Source organism: Streptomyces sp. SAI-170 (genome assembly GCF_049739565.1).
Classification (GTDB): Bacteria; Actinomycetota; Actinomycetes; order Streptomycetales; family Streptomycetaceae; genus Streptomyces.
In genome coordinates this window covers 2,624,377-2,642,668 of sequence record NZ_JBMGQD010000001.1, presented here as the reverse complement: position 1 = coordinate 2,642,668, position 18,292 = coordinate 2,624,377, and the positions used below count along the sequence as shown (strand labels likewise).

Here is an 18,292-nt window from a genome sequence, read left to right as displayed (position 1 = left end):
GGGCTAAGCTGACCTGCATGGGACACCGTGAGGATCTGCTCGAAGGCGCCAAGCGCTGCCTGTTGCAGAAGGGGTTCGCGCGCACGACGGCGCGCGACATCGTCAAGGAGTCGGGGACCAATCTGGCCTCGATCGGCTACCACTACGGCTCGAAGGACGCGCTGCTCGCGCAGGCCTATGTGTCGCTGGTCGAGGGGATGGGCGACGCCTTCCAGGGCGGCGGTGCCGTCATGAGCTCGCGGCCCGGGTCCGTCGAGCGCTTCCAGGAGGTGTGGTCGAACGTCATCGCCACCATGCGGGAGCCCGGATCCATCTGGCGCCTCAGCATGGAGATCGTGGTCATGGGCGACACGCTCCCCGAGGTGCGCGACCAGTTGGCGCGCGCCCAGCGCGAGGCCGGACGCGGCTTCGTCCCGATGCTCATGGGCGGCAGCGAGGAGGACGTCTCGGACGAGACCGCCGACACCCTCGGCATGTTCTATGTGACCCTCATGACCGGCCTCATCGCCCAGTGGACCTTCGACCCCAAGACCGCGCCCAGCGGCGAGCAGCTCGCCGAGGGGCTGCGCCAGATGGTCGCCGCGGCTACGAAGGGCTGAGCCGCCCGTCCCGCATGGTCAGCACCCGGTCCGCGAAGTGCCGTACGACCGCCGGGTCGTGGCAGATGAACAGGTAGCCGAGACCGAGGTCGTCGCGCAGGTCGGCGAGCAGGTTGAGCACCCCGGCCCGGACGGAAGGGTCCAGCGCCGACACCGGCTCGTCGAGCACCAGCAGCCGTGGCTCACAGGCCAGCGCACGGGCGATGCCGACGCGCTGGCACTGCCCGCCGGACAGCTCGTGCGGCCGCCGGTCGCCGTACGCCGGGTCCAGACCGACCCGGTCGAGCAGCTCGGCCACCCGGGCGGGGCCGGTCGCCGCCGACCAGCCGCCGTGCAGCCGCAGCGGCTCCGCGATCGCCTCGCGGACCGGCCGCCTGGGGTTCAGGGAGCCGTACGGGTCCTGGAAGACCGGTTGCATACGCCGCCGCAGCGGGCGCAGCTCGCGCTCGGTGAGCGCCGTCAACTCCCGGCCCTCGAAGCGCACTTCACCGGAATCGGGGCGGCGCAGCAGCAGCGCCGCGAGCGCGGTGGAGGACTTGCCGCAGCCGGAGGGGCCGTCCAGGGCCAGGGTCTCGCCCGTCTCCAGGCGGAAGGAGACGCCGTCCACGGCGGTGACGGGGCCGTAGCGCACGACGAGGCCGCGGACGTCGAGCAGGGCGTGGCTCATACGGGGTGCTCCTGAAGTACGTCGGCCAGGCGATGGCAGGCGACCTGCCGGCCCTCCGCCTCTCGCGGCTCCGGTTCCTCGGCCCGGCAGCGGTCGTCGGCCAGGGCGCAGCGCGGCGCGAAGGCGCAGCCCCGCGGGAGGGTGCCCGGCGCGGGCGGGGTGCCCGGCAGGGTGGGCAGGCGGCGCAGCCGGGGCCCGTCCGGGCGCGGCAACGAGGCCAGCAGTCCGGCCGTGTAGGGGGCCAGGGGCCGCTTCAACACCTGCCCCGCGGGGCCGAGTTCGACGGCCCGGCCCGCGTACATCACCAGCATCCGGTCGGCGTGCCCGCGCACCGCCTCCATGTCGTGCGTCACCAGCACCAGGGACGCCCCGACGGCCTCCCGCTGCTCGGCCAGCACCCGCAGCACCAGCTCCCGGCGGTCGGCGTCCAGGGCGGTGGTGGGCTCGTCGGCGACGAGGACGTCCGGCTCGTTCACGGTCGCCATGGCGATGACGGCCCGCTGTCGCATGCCGCCGGAGTACTCGTGCGGATACGCACGCGCCCGGCGGGCCGCGTCCGGGATGCCGACCCGGTCGAGCGCGGCCACCGCGGCGGCCCGCGCCTGTCCGCGCGATACACGTCGCACGGACCGTACGGCGGCGGCGAGTTGATCCCCGACGGGGTGCACGGGGGAGAGGGCGGACAGCGCGTCCTGCGGCACGAGCGCGATACGGCGGCCCCGTGCGGCGGACAGGTCCGGCAGCACGCTCCCGGTCACGGCCGCCCCGGCCGGCAGCATCCCGAGCAGCGCACGGGCGGTCAGCGACTTGCCCGCGCCCGACTCGCCCACCAGCGCGAGGACTTCGCGGGGGCGTACGTCGAAGGAGAGGCCGCGTACGACCTCCACCCCGGCGAAGGCGATCCGCAGCCCGCGCACCGAGAGCAGCGGCTCGGACCGAGGGGACTCAGACTCCACCGGGAGTCTCCTTCCGGACGGGGGACTCAGACTCCACCGGGGTCTCCTTCCGGACGGGGGACTCAGATACCAACGGGGGCCTCCTTCCGGACGGCGGACGCGACCGTGCGCCGCCCCTGGTCGTACGCCGCCCGCCCCTGCGCGTACGCCGCCCCCGACACCGCCAGCCCCGCCAGCAGCGCGAGTGCGACCGCCGGGGCGAGGGCAGCCCAGGGGGCGCGTTCGACATAGGCGCGGGACTCGTCGAGCAGCAGCCCCCACTCCGGCGCGGGCGGTTGCGCCCCCAGGCCCAGGAAGCCGAGGGAAGCCAGGGCGAGCGCGATGCCGGGCAGCCGCAGCAGGGCGTGCCGGGCGACGGGCGCCGCGACGGACGGCAGCACATGCCGGGTCAGAATCCACGACCGCGGTGCGCCGAGGGCGCGTTGGGCCGTGAGAAACCCCGACGACCGCACCTCCTGCACCAGCGCGGCGGCGTGCGCGGCGAGGGGAGGCCACGAGATCAGGGCGACGGCGAGAGCGGCCCCGCCGGTGCCGGGCCCGGCGGCGGCCGCGACCAGGATGCCGACGATCACCGGCGGCAGCGCGTTGGCGATGTCCGCCGCGCCCGCCGCGACCCCGGGCAGGAAACCGAGCGCGAGCGCGACCAGCAGGCTGAGCAGGCACACCGCGGTCGCCGTGCCGACGGTCGACGCGGCGCCGTGCCCGAGCCGGGCCAGCACATCGCGGCCGAGTCCGTCCGTGCCCAGAGGGTGCGCCCAGGAGGGCGCGGCGAGCCGGGCGGTGGTGTGCACGGCGTACGGGTCGCGCAGCAGGCCCCAGCCGATCGTCACCGCGAGCAGTGTGAACAGGGTCAACGGGATCGCCGGGTGTGTACGGACCGGACGGGCCGTCGGCAGTGTGAGGGAGGCGTCACGCAGCGCGGGCCCCAGCAGCGCCCGCCGTGTGAACGCCGCCGCCACGCCCGCGACCAGCCCGAGCAGCAACAGCGCCAGCACCGACCCCTGGAGCAGCGGCAGGTCCTGCGACTTGGCCGCCCCCAGCGCCGTACGTCCGATGCCCGGCACCGCGAACACCGTCTCCACCGCGACCGCGCCCCCGGTCAGCCCCACGGCCGCCATCCCGAACTGCGGCACCAGCGGCGGCACCACACGCCGCAGCGCGGCCCACGCGACCCGCGCCCGGCTCACGCCCGCGCCCCGCCACAGCTCCACCCACCGCTCGTCGAGCACGGCGGGCAGCGCGTCCGCGACCAGCCGCCCCAGCAGACCGCCCGCGGGAACGCCCAGCGCGACCGCGGGCAGCACCAGATGCTCCGGCCCCTGCCAGCCGGACGTCGGCAGCCACCCCAGCCACACCCCGCACACCAGCAGCGCGACCGTGGCCAGCAGGAACTCGGGCACGGCCGCCAGCATCGCGGCCCCCGCCCCGGCCGAGCCGCGCCCCCGCACCAGCACCGGCGCGACCAGGGCCGCGGCCGGCAGCAACGCCACCGCGAGCGCCGCGCCCATCAGCCCCAGCGACACCTGCAGCCCGGCCGCCACCGACGGCCCCACCTCGGTGTGCGACACCCACGAGGTCCCCAGGTCCCCGCGCAGCAGCCCGCCCGCCCAGTCCCCGAGCAGGTGCAACGGCCCGGCACCCAGCCCGAGATCACGTCGTACGGCGTCCAGAGCCTCGCGCGTCGGCTCCTGCTCGGCGGACCGGGCGCGCAGCACGGTCAGCGCCGGGTTCCGCCCGGACAGCCAGGGCAGCAGCCCTACGGCGGTGACGACGCCGGCGAGACACAGCAGCCGGGTCGTCCCGGCGGCGGCCGGCCTCACCTGACGTAGGTGGCGGCGGTGACCAGCTCCCGCTCGCGCGGGTCGTGGGCGGCGTCGACGACCCCGGCCGCGTCGCCCTGGATCACCCGCTCGTGCAGCATCGGCACGGCCGCGTCGGTGGCCAGCACCGCGGCCTCGGCGGCGATGACGGTGGCGCGCCGGGCGTCGCCGGTTGCCGTGGCGCCCGCCCTGCGCAGCTCGGCGTCCACCGAACGGTCCGCGAGCTGGGAGATGTTGAAGGAGCCGTCGGAGGCGAAGTCGCTGTAGAGGTAGGCGGCCGGGTCGCCGGAGTCCAGGACGGTCGCCCGGGACAGGACGAAGGCGTCGAACTCGCCCGCCAGCGCGTCGGACTCGATGTTGGCGTACTCCCGCACGTCCAGCTTCACCCGGAACCCGGCCTTCTGGAGCTGCTGTTGCAGCGCGGCGGCGACCTCGGGCAGCTCGGCGCGGTCGGTGAAGGTGCCGAGCGTGATCGAAGCGCCCTGCGGCGCACGGGACTTGGCCCGCTTCACCGGCGTACGCAGATCGTCCGCCCAGGGCAGTGCCGGGCCCAGCAGCCCCTCGGCGACATCGGCGCGGCCCTCGTACACGCCCCGCACGAGGGACTCGGCGTCGATCGCCTCGCGGGCGGCGGCCCGGACCGCGGGGTCGGCGAAGGGGCCGTCGGAGGTGTTGAGGTACAGCGTGTTGGTGCGCGGCATCGGCACCTCGGTGATCAGGTCCTCGTCCACCAGCGCCGCCTGCGACACGGGCACGGCCTCGACGATGTCGGCCTCACCGCTGCGCAGGGCGGCCGCGCGGGCGGTGCCGTCGGGGACGAACCGCACATCGATGCCGGGGGCCTTCGCCTTGTCGCCCCAGTAGCCGGGATAGCGGTCGAGGGACGCGGAGGAGGTGCCGTTCACCTCGGTCAGCTCGAACGGGCCGGTGCCCGCGCCGACCGGGTCCACCGTCTTCCCGCGGTAGGCCTTCGCGGCGAGGATCGACAGCTGCGGGGAGCTGAGCCGCTGCGGGACGAGGGGGTCCTGCGTGGCGGTGGTGACGGTGACGGTGTGTCCGTTCCCGTGAGCCGTCAGCTCGACACCGTCGAGGATGCGCGGCTTGGGGGAGGCGGTCGCGGCCCGGGTGAGGGACCGTACGACGGCCTCGGCGTCCAGCTTCGTGCCGTCGTGGAAGGTGACGCCCTCGCGTATCTCGAAGGTCCAACTGCGGCCGGACTGCCGCCACTTCGTGGCGAGTGCGGGCAGCGCGTCGCCGTCCGCGTCCAGCTTCACCAGCGTCTCGGCGGTCGACCATCGCGACAGCTTGAACGCGTCGTCGGTGAGCGGGGAGAGCCCCGAGCGCGGGGGCTGCATCATCGCCACGCGGATGCGCCTGCCGTCCCCGTCCGTCTCCGGCGAGCCGGAGAAGCAGCCGGTGAGTATGGCGGAGACGCCGGCGAGGAGAAGCAGTCGGCGGGCGGGCAGGCGCACGGAACCCTCCGGGTAAAGGGGTGGTCAAGAGAGGAAGTGTGCCGACCGTAGCATGATGACAATCGTTTTCAACAATTCCCTCGGGGGTGCGCGCATGCCGGGGCTCTACAGCCGCGCCGCCTTCAACGCCATGTGCAGCAGCAGCCGGTGCTCCCCGTCGTCCAGATCCAGCCCCGTCAGCTGTTCCACCCTGGACAGGCGGTAGTAGAGGGTCTGCCGGTGGATGCCCAGCGCGGCGGCCGTGCGGCCGGCCTGGCCCGCGTGGTCGAGGTAGACCTCGGCGGTGCGGGCGAGCTCCCGCTGGGCGGGGGAGAGCAGCGGGGCGACCGCCGGATCGTGCGCGGAGCCCGCGGGCAGCGAGGTCAGCAGCCGGTAGGAGCCGATCCGGGACCACTCGGCGACCGGGCCGAGGCGGGGCTCGGCGAGCGCGGCCCGGGCCGCGGCCGACGCCTCCTGCCAGGACGTGCCCAGCTCGGCGAGCCCGGTGCGGATCTCGCCGACCCCGGCCGCGCGGGCCCCCTCCCGCAGCAGCCGCGAGGCCGCCGTCAGCGCCGGGACATGCACGTCCGCCGAGCGCAGCCGCACCAGCAGTGCGAGGCACTGCCCTGTCGTACCCCACGGCACCGTGCACAGGGCCGTCGCATGCGGCACCGTACGGGCCGAGGGCGCGTCGTCGGGGTCGGCCGACGGCCAGGGTGCGACGCAGACCACGGTGTGCGGGCCCTCCCCGCGCGGCCCCAGGGCCGTCCGCAGCGCCGCCACCGCCATGTCCTGCTGCCAGCCCCGCTCGGCGGTCAGCACGGCGCGGAACTCCCGGGTCAGGTCGGCGCCGTGCTGCGCCTCGTCCGCGAGCAGCGCGCCGATCCGCGCGGCCACCTCCATCGCCGCGCCGAGCTGGGCGTCCGTGGGGCCCGGATCGTCGTCCAGCAGCCAGACGTACCCGAGAACGACACCCCGGTGGCGTGCCGGGAGGCAGATCCGCCCGCGGTAGACGCCCGCCTCGGGCGTCGGCGGGATGCGCACCGGGGCGGTCGCCCGGGTGATGCCGAAGCCCTCGAACCACTCCCGCACCGCCGCCGTGGAGCGCCGGGTCAGGATCGAGCGGGTGCGGACCGGGTCCAGTGCGGACGGGTCGAGGTCGCCCTCGTCGTCGTACGCGCCGAAGGCGATCAGCTCGAAGTCGCGGTTCTCCAGGGTCGCCGGAACGCCAAGGAGCTCGGAGATCTCGTCGACCAGCTCCTGGTAGTCCGCCTTGTATTCGGACGTCACCTGGGCATTCTGCCGCAATTCAGCGAGCCCTTCATACATCTGTCTGAGATCTGCGGCACGGATGCGTGACAGCTGTCGATGGCAGAGGATCGGAGCAATCCTTAGGTTTCACGGTGGTTCTCCGTGCCGTACCCGACTCGTAGGGCTACGGCCTGTTTCTGCTGGTTTGTGGAGGTTCCCCGTGCTGGGTCCCGTGATTCTCGCCGCGTCGCGCAGCGACCGGATGCGACGCCTGATCTCGGCGGCCCCGGTCACCAAGCAGGTCGTCGACCGGTTCATCCCCGGTGAGACCGTGGACGACATCGTCCCGATCATCGAGGACCTCACGGCCAAGGGCCTGGAGCTGACGATGGACGTCGTCGGCGAGGACATCACCACCCCGGAGCAGGCCGGCGCCGCCCGGGACGCCTATCTGGCGCTGATCGACCACCTCAAGGACCTGGGGCTGGGCGAGCGCGTGGAGATGTCCGTCAAGCTGTCGATGTTCGGCCAGGCGCTGGACGGCGGCCATGAACTGGCCCTCGCCAATGTCCGCCCGGTCGTCGAGGCCGCCGCCGCGATCGGCACCACGGTCACCCTGGACGCCGAGGACCACACCACCCTCGACTCGATGTTCGCGATCCACGACGAGCTGCGGAAGGACTTCCCGCAGACCGGCTGCGTCATCCAGGCCTACCTGTTCCGCACCGAGGCCGACGCCCGCCGCCTCGCCGCGAACGGCAGCCGCGTCCGCCTCGTGAAGGGCGCCTACAAGGAGCCCGCCGAGGTCGCCTACCAGCAGAAGCACGAGATCGACAAGGCCTACGTGCGCATCCTGCGGACCCTGATGGAGGGCGAGGGCTACCCGATGATCGGGTCCCACGACCCGCGCCTGATCTCCATCGGCCAGGAACTCGCCCGCAAGGCCGGCCGCAAGCTCGACGAGTACGAGTTCCAGATGCTGTACGGCATCCGCGGCGACGAGCACCTGCGCCTGGCCGCCGAGGGCCACCGCATGCGCGTCTACACCGCCTACGGCACCGACTGGTACGGCTACTTCATGCGGAGGCTCGCCGAGAAGCCGGCCAACCTGCGCTTCTTCCTGAGGAGCATGATCACCCGTGGCTGACGCAACATGGCTGCGCCGCAGCTTCGGCCGGGGGTCCGGGGGTTGTCCCCCGGGTAGGCACAGCATGCGGAGGCTCGCCGAGAAGCCGGCCGACCTGCGGTTCTTCGTCCGCAGCATGCTCTCCAAGGGCTGAACCCGAACACCCGCTCACGTACAAGGAGTTACGGATCTCATGGACGCTGTGACCCAGGTCCCCACCCCCGTCAACGAGCCGGTGCACGGCTACGCCCCCGGCTCGCCCGAGCGCGCCCGGCTGGAGGTCAAGCTCAAGGAGCTGGCCGAGAACCCGATCGACCTGCCCTGCACCATCGGCGGTGAGAAGCGGATGGGCGGCGGAGAGGTCTTCCAGGTCGTCCAGCCGCACAACCACAAGGCCGTCATCGGCACCTACCGCAACGCCACGCAGGCGGACGCGCAGGACGCCATCGACGCCGCCCTCGCGGCCGCCCCGGCCTGGCGCGCGATGTCCTTCGACGACCGCGCGGCGATCATCCTGCGCGCGGCCGAGCTGCTGGCCGGTCCGTGGCGCGAGACGCTGGCCGCCTCCACCATGCTGGGCCAGTCCAAGACCGCCCAGCAGGCCGAGATCGACACCCCCTGCGAGCTGGTGGACTTCTGGCGCTTCAACGTCGCCTACGCCCGCCAGATCCTGGCCGAGCAGCCCCCGGCGAACTCCCCGGGCGTGTGGAACCGCCTGGACCACCGCCCGCTGGAGGGCTTCGTCTACGCGATCACGCCGTTCAACTTCACGGCCATCGCGGGCAACCTGCCGACCGCCCCGGCCCTGATGGGCAACGTGGTCGTCTGGAAGCCGTCCCCGACGCAGACCCACGCCGCCGTGCTGCTGATGCAGCTGCTGGAGGAGGCCGGTCTGCCCAAGGGCGTCATCAACCTCGTCACCGGCGACGGCATCGAGGTCTCCAAGGTCGCCCTCGAGCACCGCGACCTGGCCGGCATCCACTTCACCGGCTCGACCAAGACCTTCCAGTACCTGTGGAAGACGGTCGGCACCAACATCGAGAAGTACCGCTCCTACCCGCGCCTGGTCGGCGAGACCGGCGGCAAGGACTTCGTCGTCGCCCACCCGAGCGCCGACCGCGCGATCCTGAAGACCGCCCTGACCCGTGGCGCCTTCGAGTACCAGGGCCAGAAGTGCTCGGCGACCTCCCGCGCCTACGTCCCGGCCTCCATCTGGAACTCCGGCTTCAAGGAGGAGTTCGCCGCCGAGGTCGACTACCTCACCATGGGTGACGTCACCGACCTGTCGAACTTCATCGGCGCCGTCATCGACGAGCGCGCCTTCGCCAAGAACAAGGCCGCCATCGACCGCGCCAAGCAGGACCCGGCCTGCACCATCGTCGCGGGCGGCTCCTACGACGACTCGGTCGGCTACTTCGTCCGCCCGACCGTCATCGAGTGCAGCGACCCGAAGAACGAGGTCTTCACGACCGAGTACTTCGGCCCGATCCTCGCCGTGCACGTCTACGAGGACGACAAGTACGACGAGATGCTGACCCAGATGGAGTCCGCCTCCGACTACGCCCTCACCGGCTCGGTCATCTCCAGCGACCGCGCGGCCACCGCGTACACGATGGACAAGCTGCGCTACGCGGCCGGCAACTTCTACATCAACGACAAGTCGACCGGTGCCGTCGTCGGCCAGCAGCCCTTCGGTGGCGGCCGCGCCTCCGGCACCAACGACAAGGCCGGTGCCCCGCAGAACCTGATGCGCTGGACGCTGACCCGCGCCATCAAGGAGACGCTGGTCCCGCCGACCGACTACACCTACCCGCACATGGGCTGACTCCCAGGCGGCACCCCCTTTCGAGGGCCGGGTCAGAAGGCGAAGTTCTTCGCCATGGCCCGGCCCTCGGCCGCTGCCCGCACATACGTGTCGCGCAGATCCCCGTAGTACTGGGCGAGCACCTCCGCGACCTTCTCCTCGGGCCACCCCCAGGACCCCGACAGCTCGGCGCCGCTCACGGCCCACAGGTCCTCGAAGGCCGTGGCCTTGAGGAACTCCGCGCCCACGCGCACTTCCTCGGGCGTGAGCAGCACATAGGGGTCCGGATACGTCGGGTGGTACACGGGCCGCCCGCCGAATATGAGCAGCGAGGCGGGCAGCCAGGGGCCGATGTCATGCTTCTCGGCCCCGCAGACGAGATGGTCCAGGGTGAAGAAGTCCTTCTGGATCACCATCTCGACGGCGTCCGGCGACTTCTCCTCGCTGTCCCAGGACGCGTCGAACAGCTCGGCGAGCCAGACGCCGTCCTCGCGCAGCTCGGCCTCGGGGACCGCGATCAGATGCAGGTGGTAGCCCATGCGATCACCGTAGGGCCCACCACTGACAACGCCCCTCAGCCGGCCATCTCGGTCCGCTCCCACCACTCGTACACCGGCAGGCTGCCCTCCGGTGTGTCGGCCTCGCGGGACGTGGGCCGGAAGTGTTCGTAGCCGTTGCGCAGCTCGATCTTCACGTCCGGGCCGGGGCTGGGGACCGGCACGATCCGCTCGGGAAGATCGTCCGGGCCGCCTTCGAGAAACACCTTCTCCGTGTCGTTCATGACGTCACCTGTTCCCCTCACGGCGGCCGCATGTCCGGCGCCGCGGGGAGGATCAGTCGTGTGGGCGAGCCGCCGGCAGGGTCCTGCCGAGGAAGTCGTCGATCAGGCCCGCGATCTGGTCCGCGTGCGTCTCCAGGGCGAAGTGGCCGGTGGGCAGCAGATGCACCTCGGCCTCCGGGAGGTCCCGCTGGAAGGCGAGGGCGCCCGCCGGGACGAAGATCTCGTCATGGCCGCCCCAGACCGCCAGCAGGGGCACCCGGCTGGTGCGGAAGTACTCCTGGAAGGCCGGGTAGAGGGCGAAGTTGGAGCCGTAGTCGGAGATCAGGTCGAGCTGGATCTCCGTCTGGCCCGGGCGGGCGATGTCGGCCGCGTCCCGCTCGTAGGCGTCCGGACCGACCAGCTCCCTCAGCCGCTCCGGAACGCCGTGCAGGTACTGCCACTTGATGCCGTCCAGGGAGTAGATCTCCCGCACCGGCGCCTCCGTCTCGGGCGTGCGCTCCGCGATCAGCGCCTTCACCGGCGCCCAGGCCTCGGCGCCGAGCCCCTCCTCGTAGGCGTTGCCGTTCTGCGTGACGATCGCGCTCACCCGGTCCGGATGCGCGAGCGCGAGCCGCAGCCCGATCGGGGCGCCGTAGTCCTGGACGTACAGCGCGAACCGCTTCAGCCCGAGCTGCTCGGTGAACTCGTTGGTGATCCGGGCCAGTTCGGCGAACGTGTACGAGAAATGAGACGCGTCCGGCCGCGCCGAACGCCCGAACCCGATGTGGTCCGGCGCGATCACCCGGTAGCGGCCGGCGAGCAGCGGGATGAGGTCCCGGAACATGTGCGAGCTGCTGGGGAAGCCGTGCAGGAGCAGCAGCACCGGCGCGTCCTCGGGGCCGGCCTCGCGGTAGTACACCTCGTGGCCGCGGACGGTCGTGGTGCGGTGGTGAACCCGGTGAGTGGTCATGACGGCATCATGGTGCGACCGCGCCTAACCAGTCAAGTGTCATTGAGTGGTTAGGTTGCGGTGGTGTGTGCTAAGAACAGCCCGTGACACTCAAGATCGAGCGCGCCGACGCGCGCGAGTGGCAGGAAGAGCAGCTCGCGGAGCTGTTCAGCGAGGGCTTCCCGGCGTTCATCACGGCCGACCGGGTGGTGAAGCGCTACATAGGCCGGGTCAGGGAGTACTTCGCCGAGTTCGAGCTGATGCTCGTCGACGAGCGCGACCTACCCGTGGCCGCCGGATGGGGCGTGCCGCTGCGCTGGGACGGCACCGTCGACGGACTGCCCGGCGGCTACACCGACGCTCTCGTGCGGGCGGTCGAGGGGCGTGAACAGGGCCTGGAGCCGGACACGTTGGTGATCTGCGGGGCCGTCGTCCACCCGTCTCTGCGGGGGCGCGGGCTGGCCGGCGAGACGCTCATGGCGCTGCGCCGCACCGCGCGGGAGGCCGGGCTCGGCAAGGTCGTGGCGCCCGTCCGCCCCACGTCGAAGGAGCAGTTCCCGCTCATGCCCATCGAGGACTTCATGCGCTGGCGCCGCACCGACGACACCCACGTCGACCCCTGGATCCGCACGCACGAACGCCTCGGCGCCCGACTCCTCGCCCCCGCACCGGAGTCGCAGATCATGACCGGCACGGTCGCGGAGTGGAAGGAGTGGACCGGCCTCGACCTGCCGCTGACCGCCGAGTACGTGATCCCCGGCGGGCTGAGCGTGCTGCGGCTCGACAAGGCAGCCGACCACGGGGTGTACCGCGAGCCCAACGTATGGATGCGGCACGCCTGACAATGCCCGTATGACCCTGCGCATCGCCCACACGGCCCAGCTCGCTCCCGCCGAACTCCTCGCCGTCCGCGCCCTGTTGTACGACTGTTTCGACGGCGACTTCTCCGCCGAGGACTGGGACCACACCCTCGGCGGCATGCACGCCCTCGCCTATGACGAGCGGGGAATCGCCGCCCACGGTGCGGTGGTCATGCGCCGGGCCCGGCTCGGCGGACGCTGGCTGCGCGTCGGCTACGTCGAGGGGGTCGCCGTACGCCGGGACGTGCGGCGCACCGGGCTCGGCGGCCGGGTGATGGACGCGCTGGAGGGCGTCCTCACCCGCGCCTACGATCTGGGCGCCCTCTCCGCGAGCGACGAGGGCGCCCTGCTGTACGAGGCCCGCGGCTGGTGCGCCTGGTCCGGCCCGGTCGGCGCGCTGGGGCCGGACGGACCGGTCCGGCTGCCCGAGGAGGAGGGCTCCACCTACGTCTGGCCCGCCCCCGCGGGGCCGCACACCGAGCTGCTCTTCGACTGGCGCGACGGCGACGTGCTGTGACTCACGCCGCCCGCACCAGGATCTTCCCCGTGTTCCCGCCCCGCAGCATCAGCAGGAACGCCTCCACGATCCGCTCGAACCCGTCCACGACCGTCTCGTCGAGCGAGAGCGCCCCACTGCGCAGATGCGGTACGGCGAACTCGTACAGCTCCTCCTGCTGCTCGCGGTAGTCGCTCACCAGGAAGCCCTCGATGCGCAGGCGCTTCTCCACCACATCGGCGTGGTTGAAGACCACGGGCGGGGCGGCAGGGGTGTTGTACTGGCTGATCGTGCCCACCCGCACCACCCGCCCGCGCTCGCGCAGCGCGCCGATCGCGGCGCCGAGGTGCTCGCCGCCGACGTTGTCGACGAAGACGTCGATCCCGCCTGGGGCGGCCTTCGCCAGCAGGTCGGCGACCGGGCCGTCGTGGTAGTCGAACGCGACGTCGTAGCCGACCTGTTCGGTCAGATGGCGGACCTTCTCCGGTGTGCCCGCGCTGCCGATCAGCCGGCCCGCGCCCAGCAGCCGGGCGAAGCGGCCGGTGGCCGTGCCGACCCCGCCGGCCGCGCCGGACACGAACACGTCCTGCCCCTCGCGCAGTTCGGCGATCCGGGTGAGCCCGATGTACGCCGTCAGGCCCGTGCCGCCGAGCACGCTCAGGTACGCCGTCAGCGTTACGCCCTCGTGCAGCGGGATGCGCCGGACCTCGTCGGGCGTGACCACGGCGTGCGTGCGCCAGCCCTGCCGGTGGAAGACGATCTCGCCCTCGCGCAGGGACGGTTCGCGCGAGGCGACGACCCGGCCGAGCGTGCGGCCCTCCAGCGGGGCGTCCAGCGCGAAGTCGCCGTCCATCATCTCGCGGTGGTACGGGTCGACCGACCACAGCACGTTCTCCACCACGGCTGTGCCCGGCCGGGGCTCGGGGACCGGCGACTCGACGAACCGGAAGTGGTCCGCGGTGGGGAAGCCCGTCGGGCGGGCGGTCTGCTGGACGGTGAGCGCGATGTCGTTCATGACAGGGACCGTAGGAAGGAATGCCGACGTGGGGCAGGGGGTTGCGCTCATGGGACCGGCCGGTCCATGAATCGCCCTCATAGCAGCAGGTGGGAGCACCCGCGTGAACACCGTCGACCTCGCACACACCGTCGACCTCGCACCCCAGGAGCTGCGCACCCTCGTGGCCGTCGCCGAGGAGGGCGGCTTCTCCGCCGCGGCCGTACGCCTCGGGTCCACCCAGTCCGCGGTGTCGCACGCGGTGCGCGGCATGGAACGCAAGCTGGGCGTGGTGCTGTTCGAGCGGGGCCGGCACGGGGCGCGGCCCACCGCCGCGGGGGAGCGGGCCGTGGCGCACGGGCGCCGGGTGCTGCGGATGCTCCAGGTGCTGGTCGCCGAGACGCGCGGAGCCGGTGCCGGGGAGTCCGGCCCGCCGGCGGGCCCGCTGCGCATCGCCGCGTTCCGCAGCGCGGCCCTGCATCTGCTGCCGCCCGCGCTGGAGCGGCTGACCGCGCGGTACCCCGGCATCGAGGCGAGCGTGACCGTCGTACGCGAGGTCGGGCCGGGCACGGCGGGGGAGGTGGCCGCGGGGCGGGTCGACATCGGGATCGCCACGATCGGCACCAGCTCGCCGATCCCGCCGGAGCTGGTCGGCGATGTGCTGCTGGAGGAGCCGTACTCCCTGGTGCACCCGGCGGGGCACCCCGACCCGCGGTCGCTGCCGCTGGTCGACTGGACGGAGAACTGCACCTCCTACACCCGTGAGTGGTGGGCCGCCCAGGAGTGGCTCCCGCCCGCGACCGTGCGTGCCGAGGACGACGGAGCGGTGCTCTCGATGGTGAGCAGTGGTCTCGGTATGGCCGTCATGCCCGCGCTCTCCCTCACCGGAGCACCGCTCACCCTTCAGATCACCGATCTCGGTCCGCGGCGCCCCACCCGCCAGGTCGGCTACGTCACCACCCCCGAGCTCGCCGGCACCGCAGCCGTCCGTGCCCTCGTCCGCGAGCTGCGCGCGCTGCGTCCGAGGGTCGCCGTCTCAGATAGTAGGAAGTCCGAGTAATTGTGGAGACACGAGCGAGCTCCTCCCTTAGCTTTGTAGAAGCCGAACGTCTCGCTCGATCAAGCGAATGGCGGTCGTGAGCCGGGCCCCGTGCAGGCAACCCCTGCGGCCGGTGCTCCCCGCCCCTTCCGGCGTCTCGTAACCCCCTCATGCACTCCGGTCTTCCGAAGGAGTCGATTTCCCATGGCCGAGACGACCGTCCGCCGCCGAGTCCGCCACGTCTCCCGTCCGAACGAGACCGACCGCCAGCAGGCCGCCGCCGCCCTCCAGCGCGCCCTCGACCGCCGCGACAACGGCGGCGCGACCGGCCACTGAGCCGACCGCCGAGCGACCGCCGGGTCGGCCCCTGAGCCGACCGCCGAGCCGACCGCACCACCAAGACGCCGGGAGCCGCACCCGCGCGAGGTGCGGCGCGGGCACCGCAGCCCCACGGACGGGGCCTAGCGCCCGCGCCGCACCTCGAAATGGTCGATCCGCTCACCCGTGTGCGTCCGCGCCGACACCTTCAGCCGCGGTGCCGGGCCGCTCACCGCCTCCACCGAGAGGTAGGAGAACCCCCGGTAGCGCACGCGGGACCACTCCACGGTCTCCGGGTCGCGCTGCCGTGACCGGGTCCACTGGAACGTCTCCACGGACTCGGCGTCGTGCACATGTCCCTCGTAGCTGACCTGCGCGCCCGCCGGGAAACCGTACGGGTCACGCCCGCCGCCGCCGGCGGTCACATAGACGGTCCCGTCCCGCTCCGGGTGCGTCGAGCCGCCGACCGGCACACGCCGGCCGACCTCGCCGTCCCGGATGGCGTCGGTGCGCTCGTAGACGTGGTTGTGGCCGTTGATCACCAGGTCCACCCGGTGCCGCGCGAACAGCGGCAGCCACGCCGCGCGCACCCCGCCGTCGGAGGCGTGCGCGGAGGTGGAGTAGGCGCAGTGGTGGAAGTACACGACGACGAAGTCCACCTCGTCGGACGCCCGCAGCCTGCGCAGCGTGCGGTCCAGCCACGCCGTCTGCCGGCCCTCGCTGTAACCGAAGTTGGCCGGTATCTCGTACGACACCTCGTTCGCGTCGAGCGCCACCACACCGACGTTGCCGTAGGTGAACGTGTACACGCCCGGCGCCAGGCGCGGGTCGAAGCCGCTGTCCGGCAGGGAGAACCGGGCGAGCTGACCGCCGTACCCCTCCGGCGAGTACCAGGCCTCCATGTCGTGGTTGCCGGTCGTCACCATCCAGGGAACCGAGCGCGCGACCGGCTCGTTCTGCTGGAAGAACCGGTCCCAGAACGCCGCGTCGTAGCGGTCCGCCACGGTCCCCCTGCCGTTGGCGTCGGCGTAGCAGATGTCGCCCGCATGCAGATGGAAGGCCGGCTGCACGCCCACCAGCTGCCGGTCGAGGGCCGCCGCCCCCTCACCGACCCCCTGGTCGCCGAAGGCGGTGAAGACGAAGGACCTGGGGCGCACCGGCGCCGTACGGAAGGAGGCCACAGCGGCCCGCAGACGCGGGTCGGCCGGATCGAGGCCCTCGTGCCCGACGCCGTAGTAGTACGTCGTGCCCGGCAGCAGGTCGTCCAGCGCGGCGTGCACGTAGTACTGCTCGACCTCGGGCCGTACGTCGCCCATCGCCGGCGTGTGCAGATGCCGCAGCTCCGCCTCGATGCGCGGCCCCAGCGCGTCGGGCCGCGCCCCGATCCGTACGTACGGCTTGCGCACCGCGGCCGGGACCTGCCAGGAGATCCGCATCTGGGTGCGCGGGTCCGCGCCGAGGGCCAGATGGCGGCCGAACGGCACGAGCGCGGCGCCCGGTGCCGCGGCGGCGGTCGTGGCCGGGCGGGTCGGTGTCGCCACCGTGCCCGCGGGCCGGTCCTGCGCGCCCGCGCACCCGGTCAGCAGGCCGCTCGCCACCGCGCCCGCGGTCACCAGCGTCCGACGCCGCGTCAGCTTGGTGCGCAGATACTCGTGCTGCTCCGCCATGCTCATCCGGCGGGCCAGTCGCTCCGGGATGCCGAAGTCCGGTGTCTCCATGACGAAGAACTTCCCAGCGGACCCCGACAGTGCTGCGACACATGGGTGAACGTAGTACGACGAGATGACGTTGTCGCTCGTTTGGCTCTCGTGCGAATGTCCAGATGCCGGACAGCGTGTGTCATTGCATGGGACGAAGAGTAGGGTCACCTCCATGTCGGCAAGTTCTCGCATCCTCGATCTCGCAGTGATCCCCGGTGACGGCATCGGCCAGGAGGTAGTGGCCGAAGGTCTGAAGGTCCTCTCCGCCGTCCTCCCGGAGGACGTGAAGCTGGAGACCAAGGACTACGACTTCGGCGCCCGGCGCTACCACGCCACCGGTGAGACCCTCACCGACGCCGACCTCGACGCCCTCAAGCAGCACGACGCGATCCTGCTCGGCGCGATCGGCGACCCGTCGGTGCCGTCCGGCGTCCTGGAGCGCGGCTTCCTGCTCAAGCTCCGCTTCGCCTTCGACCACCACGTCAACCTCCGGCCCTCCAAGCTGCTGCCCGGCGTGGCCACGCCGCTGGCCGGCCAGCCGGAGATCGACTTCGTCGTCGTCCGCGAGGGCACCGAGGGCCCGTACACCGGCAACGGCGGCACCATCCGCAAGGGCACGCCCCACGAGGTCGCCACCGAGGTGTCGGTGAACACGGCCTTCGGTGTGGAGCGTGTCGTCCGGGACGCCTTCGCCCGCGCCCAGGCCCGCCCGCGCAAGAAGCTCGCGCTGATCCACAAGAACAACGTGCTGACCTTCGCCGGTCACCTGTGGACCAACATCTTCAACAAGGTGGCCGAGGAGTTCCCCGAGGTCACCACCGAGTACATGCACGTCGACGCCGCGACCATCTACCTGGTCACCCAGCCGGAGCGGTTCGACGTCATCGTCACCGACAACCTGTTCGGCGACATCATCACCGACCTCGCCGCGGCCGTCTCCGGCGGCATCGGCGTGGCGGCCTCCGGCAACATCAACCCCTCCGGCGAGTTCCCGTCGATGTTCGAGCCGGTCCACGGCTCGGCCCCGGACATCGCGGGCCAGGGCAAGGCCGACCCCACGGCCACCGTCCTGTCCGTCGCCCTCCTGCTGCGCCACCTCGGCCACGACGCCGAGGCCGCCCGCATCGAGGAGGCCGTCGCCGCCGACCTGGCCGAGCGCGTCGGCAAGCCGGCCCGCTCCACCACCGAGATCGGCGACGCGCTCGCCGTACGAGTAGCCGGCTGACCCCGGACTCGACGCTCGCAGAAGGCGCAGCACAAGTCGAAGCCGCCGGGTCGCATCCGCACCCGGCGGCTTCCGCATGCCCCCCGCCGGGTGACACCATCAGGCCTGGGCCGCACCCACGCCGTTTTCTCCCGCAGCACCCCGCGCGCGATAATCGAACGCGGAGCCGCGGAATGAGGGAAAGCTCGGACGTCCTAGCACTGGCCGGAAACGGTCCTTGCGCAGGCCGGAAACGGCCGTTCGGGCGGGAGCGCGGCCCGTCACTACAACCGGTGAA

The 18,292-nt window shown here is 72.4% G+C and carries 19 protein-coding genes; 9 read left to right on the top strand and 10 right to left on the bottom strand.

From position 1 onward, the window contains the following. The first annotated feature begins 17 nt into the window (after positions 1-17). Positions 18-599: a TetR/AcrR family transcriptional regulator gene (locus RKD23_RS11600; protein WP_424853608.1), complete on the top strand. Its 582-nt coding sequence runs from the start codon at positions 18-20 to the stop codon at positions 597-599. On the opposite strand, the gene RKD23_RS11595 is transcribed toward RKD23_RS11600, so the two are convergent. The 5 genes from RKD23_RS11595 to RKD23_RS11575 all read right to left on the bottom strand — a co-directional run bounded on the left by RKD23_RS11595 (position 586) and on the right by RKD23_RS11575 (position 6,822). Further along, positions 586-1,266 (bottom strand): ABC transporter ATP-binding protein, encoded by a 681-nt coding sequence (locus RKD23_RS11595; RefSeq protein WP_424853607.1) that lies wholly within the window; start codon positions 1,264-1,266, stop codon positions 586-588. The two genes, RKD23_RS11600 and RKD23_RS11595, sit on opposite strands and share 14 nt — an antisense overlap. Then, a complete protein-coding gene (locus RKD23_RS11590) occupies positions 1,263-2,222 on the bottom strand; it encodes an ABC transporter ATP-binding protein (protein WP_424853606.1) in 960 nt (319 codons plus the stop codon). The genes RKD23_RS11595 and RKD23_RS11590 overlap by 4 nt, the downstream gene beginning before the upstream one ends. 62 nt (positions 2,223-2,284) lie before the next feature. After that, positions 2,285-4,042 carry an ABC transporter permease subunit gene (locus tag RKD23_RS11585; protein ID WP_424853605.1) on the bottom strand — a complete coding sequence of 586 codons (1,758 nt, stop codon included), beginning with the start codon at positions 4,040-4,042 and terminating at the stop codon, positions 2,285-2,287. Further along, entirely contained in the window at positions 4,039-5,514 is a 1,476-nt protein-coding gene (locus tag RKD23_RS11580) for an ABC transporter substrate-binding protein (protein WP_424853604.1), read from the bottom strand. The genes RKD23_RS11585 and RKD23_RS11580 overlap by 4 nt, the downstream gene beginning before the upstream one ends. Before the next feature lie 105 nt (positions 5,515-5,619). Continuing rightward, positions 5,620-6,822: a PucR family transcriptional regulator gene (locus tag RKD23_RS11575; RefSeq protein ID WP_424853603.1), complete on the bottom strand. Its 1,203-nt coding sequence runs from the start codon at positions 6,820-6,822 to the stop codon at positions 5,620-5,622. A gap of 142 nt (positions 6,823-6,964) precedes the next feature. On the opposite strand from RKD23_RS11575, the gene RKD23_RS11570 reads away from it, so the two are divergent. From RKD23_RS11570 to pruA, 3 genes are read left to right on the top strand one after another with little or no spacing between them, the layout of a single operon-like run. Continuing rightward, entirely contained in the window at positions 6,965-7,891 is a 927-nt protein-coding gene (locus RKD23_RS11570) for a proline dehydrogenase family protein (RefSeq protein WP_424853602.1), read from the top strand. Then, positions 7,884-8,024: a hypothetical protein gene (locus RKD23_RS11565; protein WP_424853601.1), complete on the top strand. Its 141-nt coding sequence runs from the start codon at positions 7,884-7,886 to the stop codon at positions 8,022-8,024. Before RKD23_RS11570 ends, RKD23_RS11565 begins: the two co-directional genes overlap by 8 nt. 39 nt (positions 8,025-8,063) lie before the next feature. Next, a complete protein-coding gene (pruA, locus tag RKD23_RS11560) occupies positions 8,064-9,695 on the top strand; it encodes an L-glutamate gamma-semialdehyde dehydrogenase (protein WP_424853600.1) in 1,632 nt (543 codons plus the stop codon). Positions 9,696-9,727: 32 nt separating this feature from the next. Here the strand turns inward: pruA and RKD23_RS11555 are convergent, their stop codons facing one another. From RKD23_RS11555 to RKD23_RS11545, 3 genes are read right to left on the bottom strand one after another with little or no spacing between them, the layout of a single operon-like run. Continuing rightward, positions 9,728-10,213: a DUF1877 family protein gene (locus RKD23_RS11555; RefSeq protein WP_424853599.1), complete on the bottom strand. Its 486-nt coding sequence runs from the start codon at positions 10,211-10,213 to the stop codon at positions 9,728-9,730. A gap of 35 nt (positions 10,214-10,248) precedes the next feature. Continuing rightward, complete coding sequence (locus RKD23_RS11550; RefSeq protein WP_404046193.1) at positions 10,249-10,455, bottom strand: DUF5988 family protein; 207 nt, start codon at positions 10,453-10,455, stop codon at positions 10,249-10,251. A gap of 52 nt (positions 10,456-10,507) precedes the next feature. Then, positions 10,508-11,404: an alpha/beta fold hydrolase gene (locus RKD23_RS11545; RefSeq protein WP_424853598.1), complete on the bottom strand. Its 897-nt coding sequence runs from the start codon at positions 11,402-11,404 to the stop codon at positions 10,508-10,510. Between the two features lie 83 nt (positions 11,405-11,487). Here RKD23_RS11545 and RKD23_RS11540 point away from each other — a divergent pair, with 83 nt between their 5' ends. Both RKD23_RS11540 and RKD23_RS11535 read left to right on the top strand, forming a co-directional pair. Beyond that, entirely contained in the window at positions 11,488-12,225 is a 738-nt protein-coding gene (locus RKD23_RS11540) for a GNAT family N-acetyltransferase (RefSeq protein ID WP_424853597.1), read from the top strand. Positions 12,226-12,235: 10 nt separating this feature from the next. Then, positions 12,236-12,760: a GNAT family N-acetyltransferase gene (locus RKD23_RS11535; protein ID WP_424853596.1), complete on the top strand. Its 525-nt coding sequence runs from the start codon at positions 12,236-12,238 to the stop codon at positions 12,758-12,760. 1 nt (position 12,761) lies between these two features. Here the strand turns inward: RKD23_RS11535 and RKD23_RS11530 are convergent, their stop codons facing one another. Further along, the gene (locus RKD23_RS11530; protein ID WP_424853595.1) at positions 12,762-13,754 is read right to left on the bottom strand and encodes an NADP-dependent oxidoreductase; all 993 of its coding nucleotides are present in this window, start codon (positions 13,752-13,754) and stop codon (positions 12,762-12,764) included. Between the two features lie 103 nt (positions 13,755-13,857). Here RKD23_RS11530 and RKD23_RS11525 point away from each other — a divergent pair, with 103 nt between their 5' ends. Both RKD23_RS11525 and RKD23_RS11520 read left to right on the top strand, forming a co-directional pair. After that, positions 13,858-14,793 (top strand): LysR family transcriptional regulator, encoded by a 936-nt coding sequence (locus RKD23_RS11525; protein WP_424853594.1) that lies wholly within the window; start codon positions 13,858-13,860, stop codon positions 14,791-14,793. Between the two features lie 183 nt (positions 14,794-14,976). Then, entirely contained in the window at positions 14,977-15,108 is a 132-nt protein-coding gene (locus tag RKD23_RS11520; protein ID WP_404046209.1) for a hypothetical protein, read from the top strand. A 125-nt stretch (positions 15,109-15,233) separates the two neighbouring features. Here RKD23_RS11520 and RKD23_RS11515 read toward each other — a convergent pair whose 3' ends face one another. Next, on the bottom strand, positions 15,234-16,808 hold the full coding sequence (locus tag RKD23_RS11515; protein WP_424853593.1) for a purple acid phosphatase family protein: 1,575 nt from the start codon (positions 16,806-16,808) through the stop codon (positions 15,234-15,236). A 154-nt stretch (positions 16,809-16,962) separates the two neighbouring features. On the opposite strand from RKD23_RS11515, the gene RKD23_RS11510 reads away from it, so the two are divergent. Then, on the top strand, positions 16,963-18,015 hold the full coding sequence (locus tag RKD23_RS11510; RefSeq protein ID WP_404046215.1) for a 3-isopropylmalate dehydrogenase: 1,053 nt from the start codon (positions 16,963-16,965) through the stop codon (positions 18,013-18,015). The last annotated feature ends 277 nt before the right edge of the window (positions 18,016-18,292 follow it).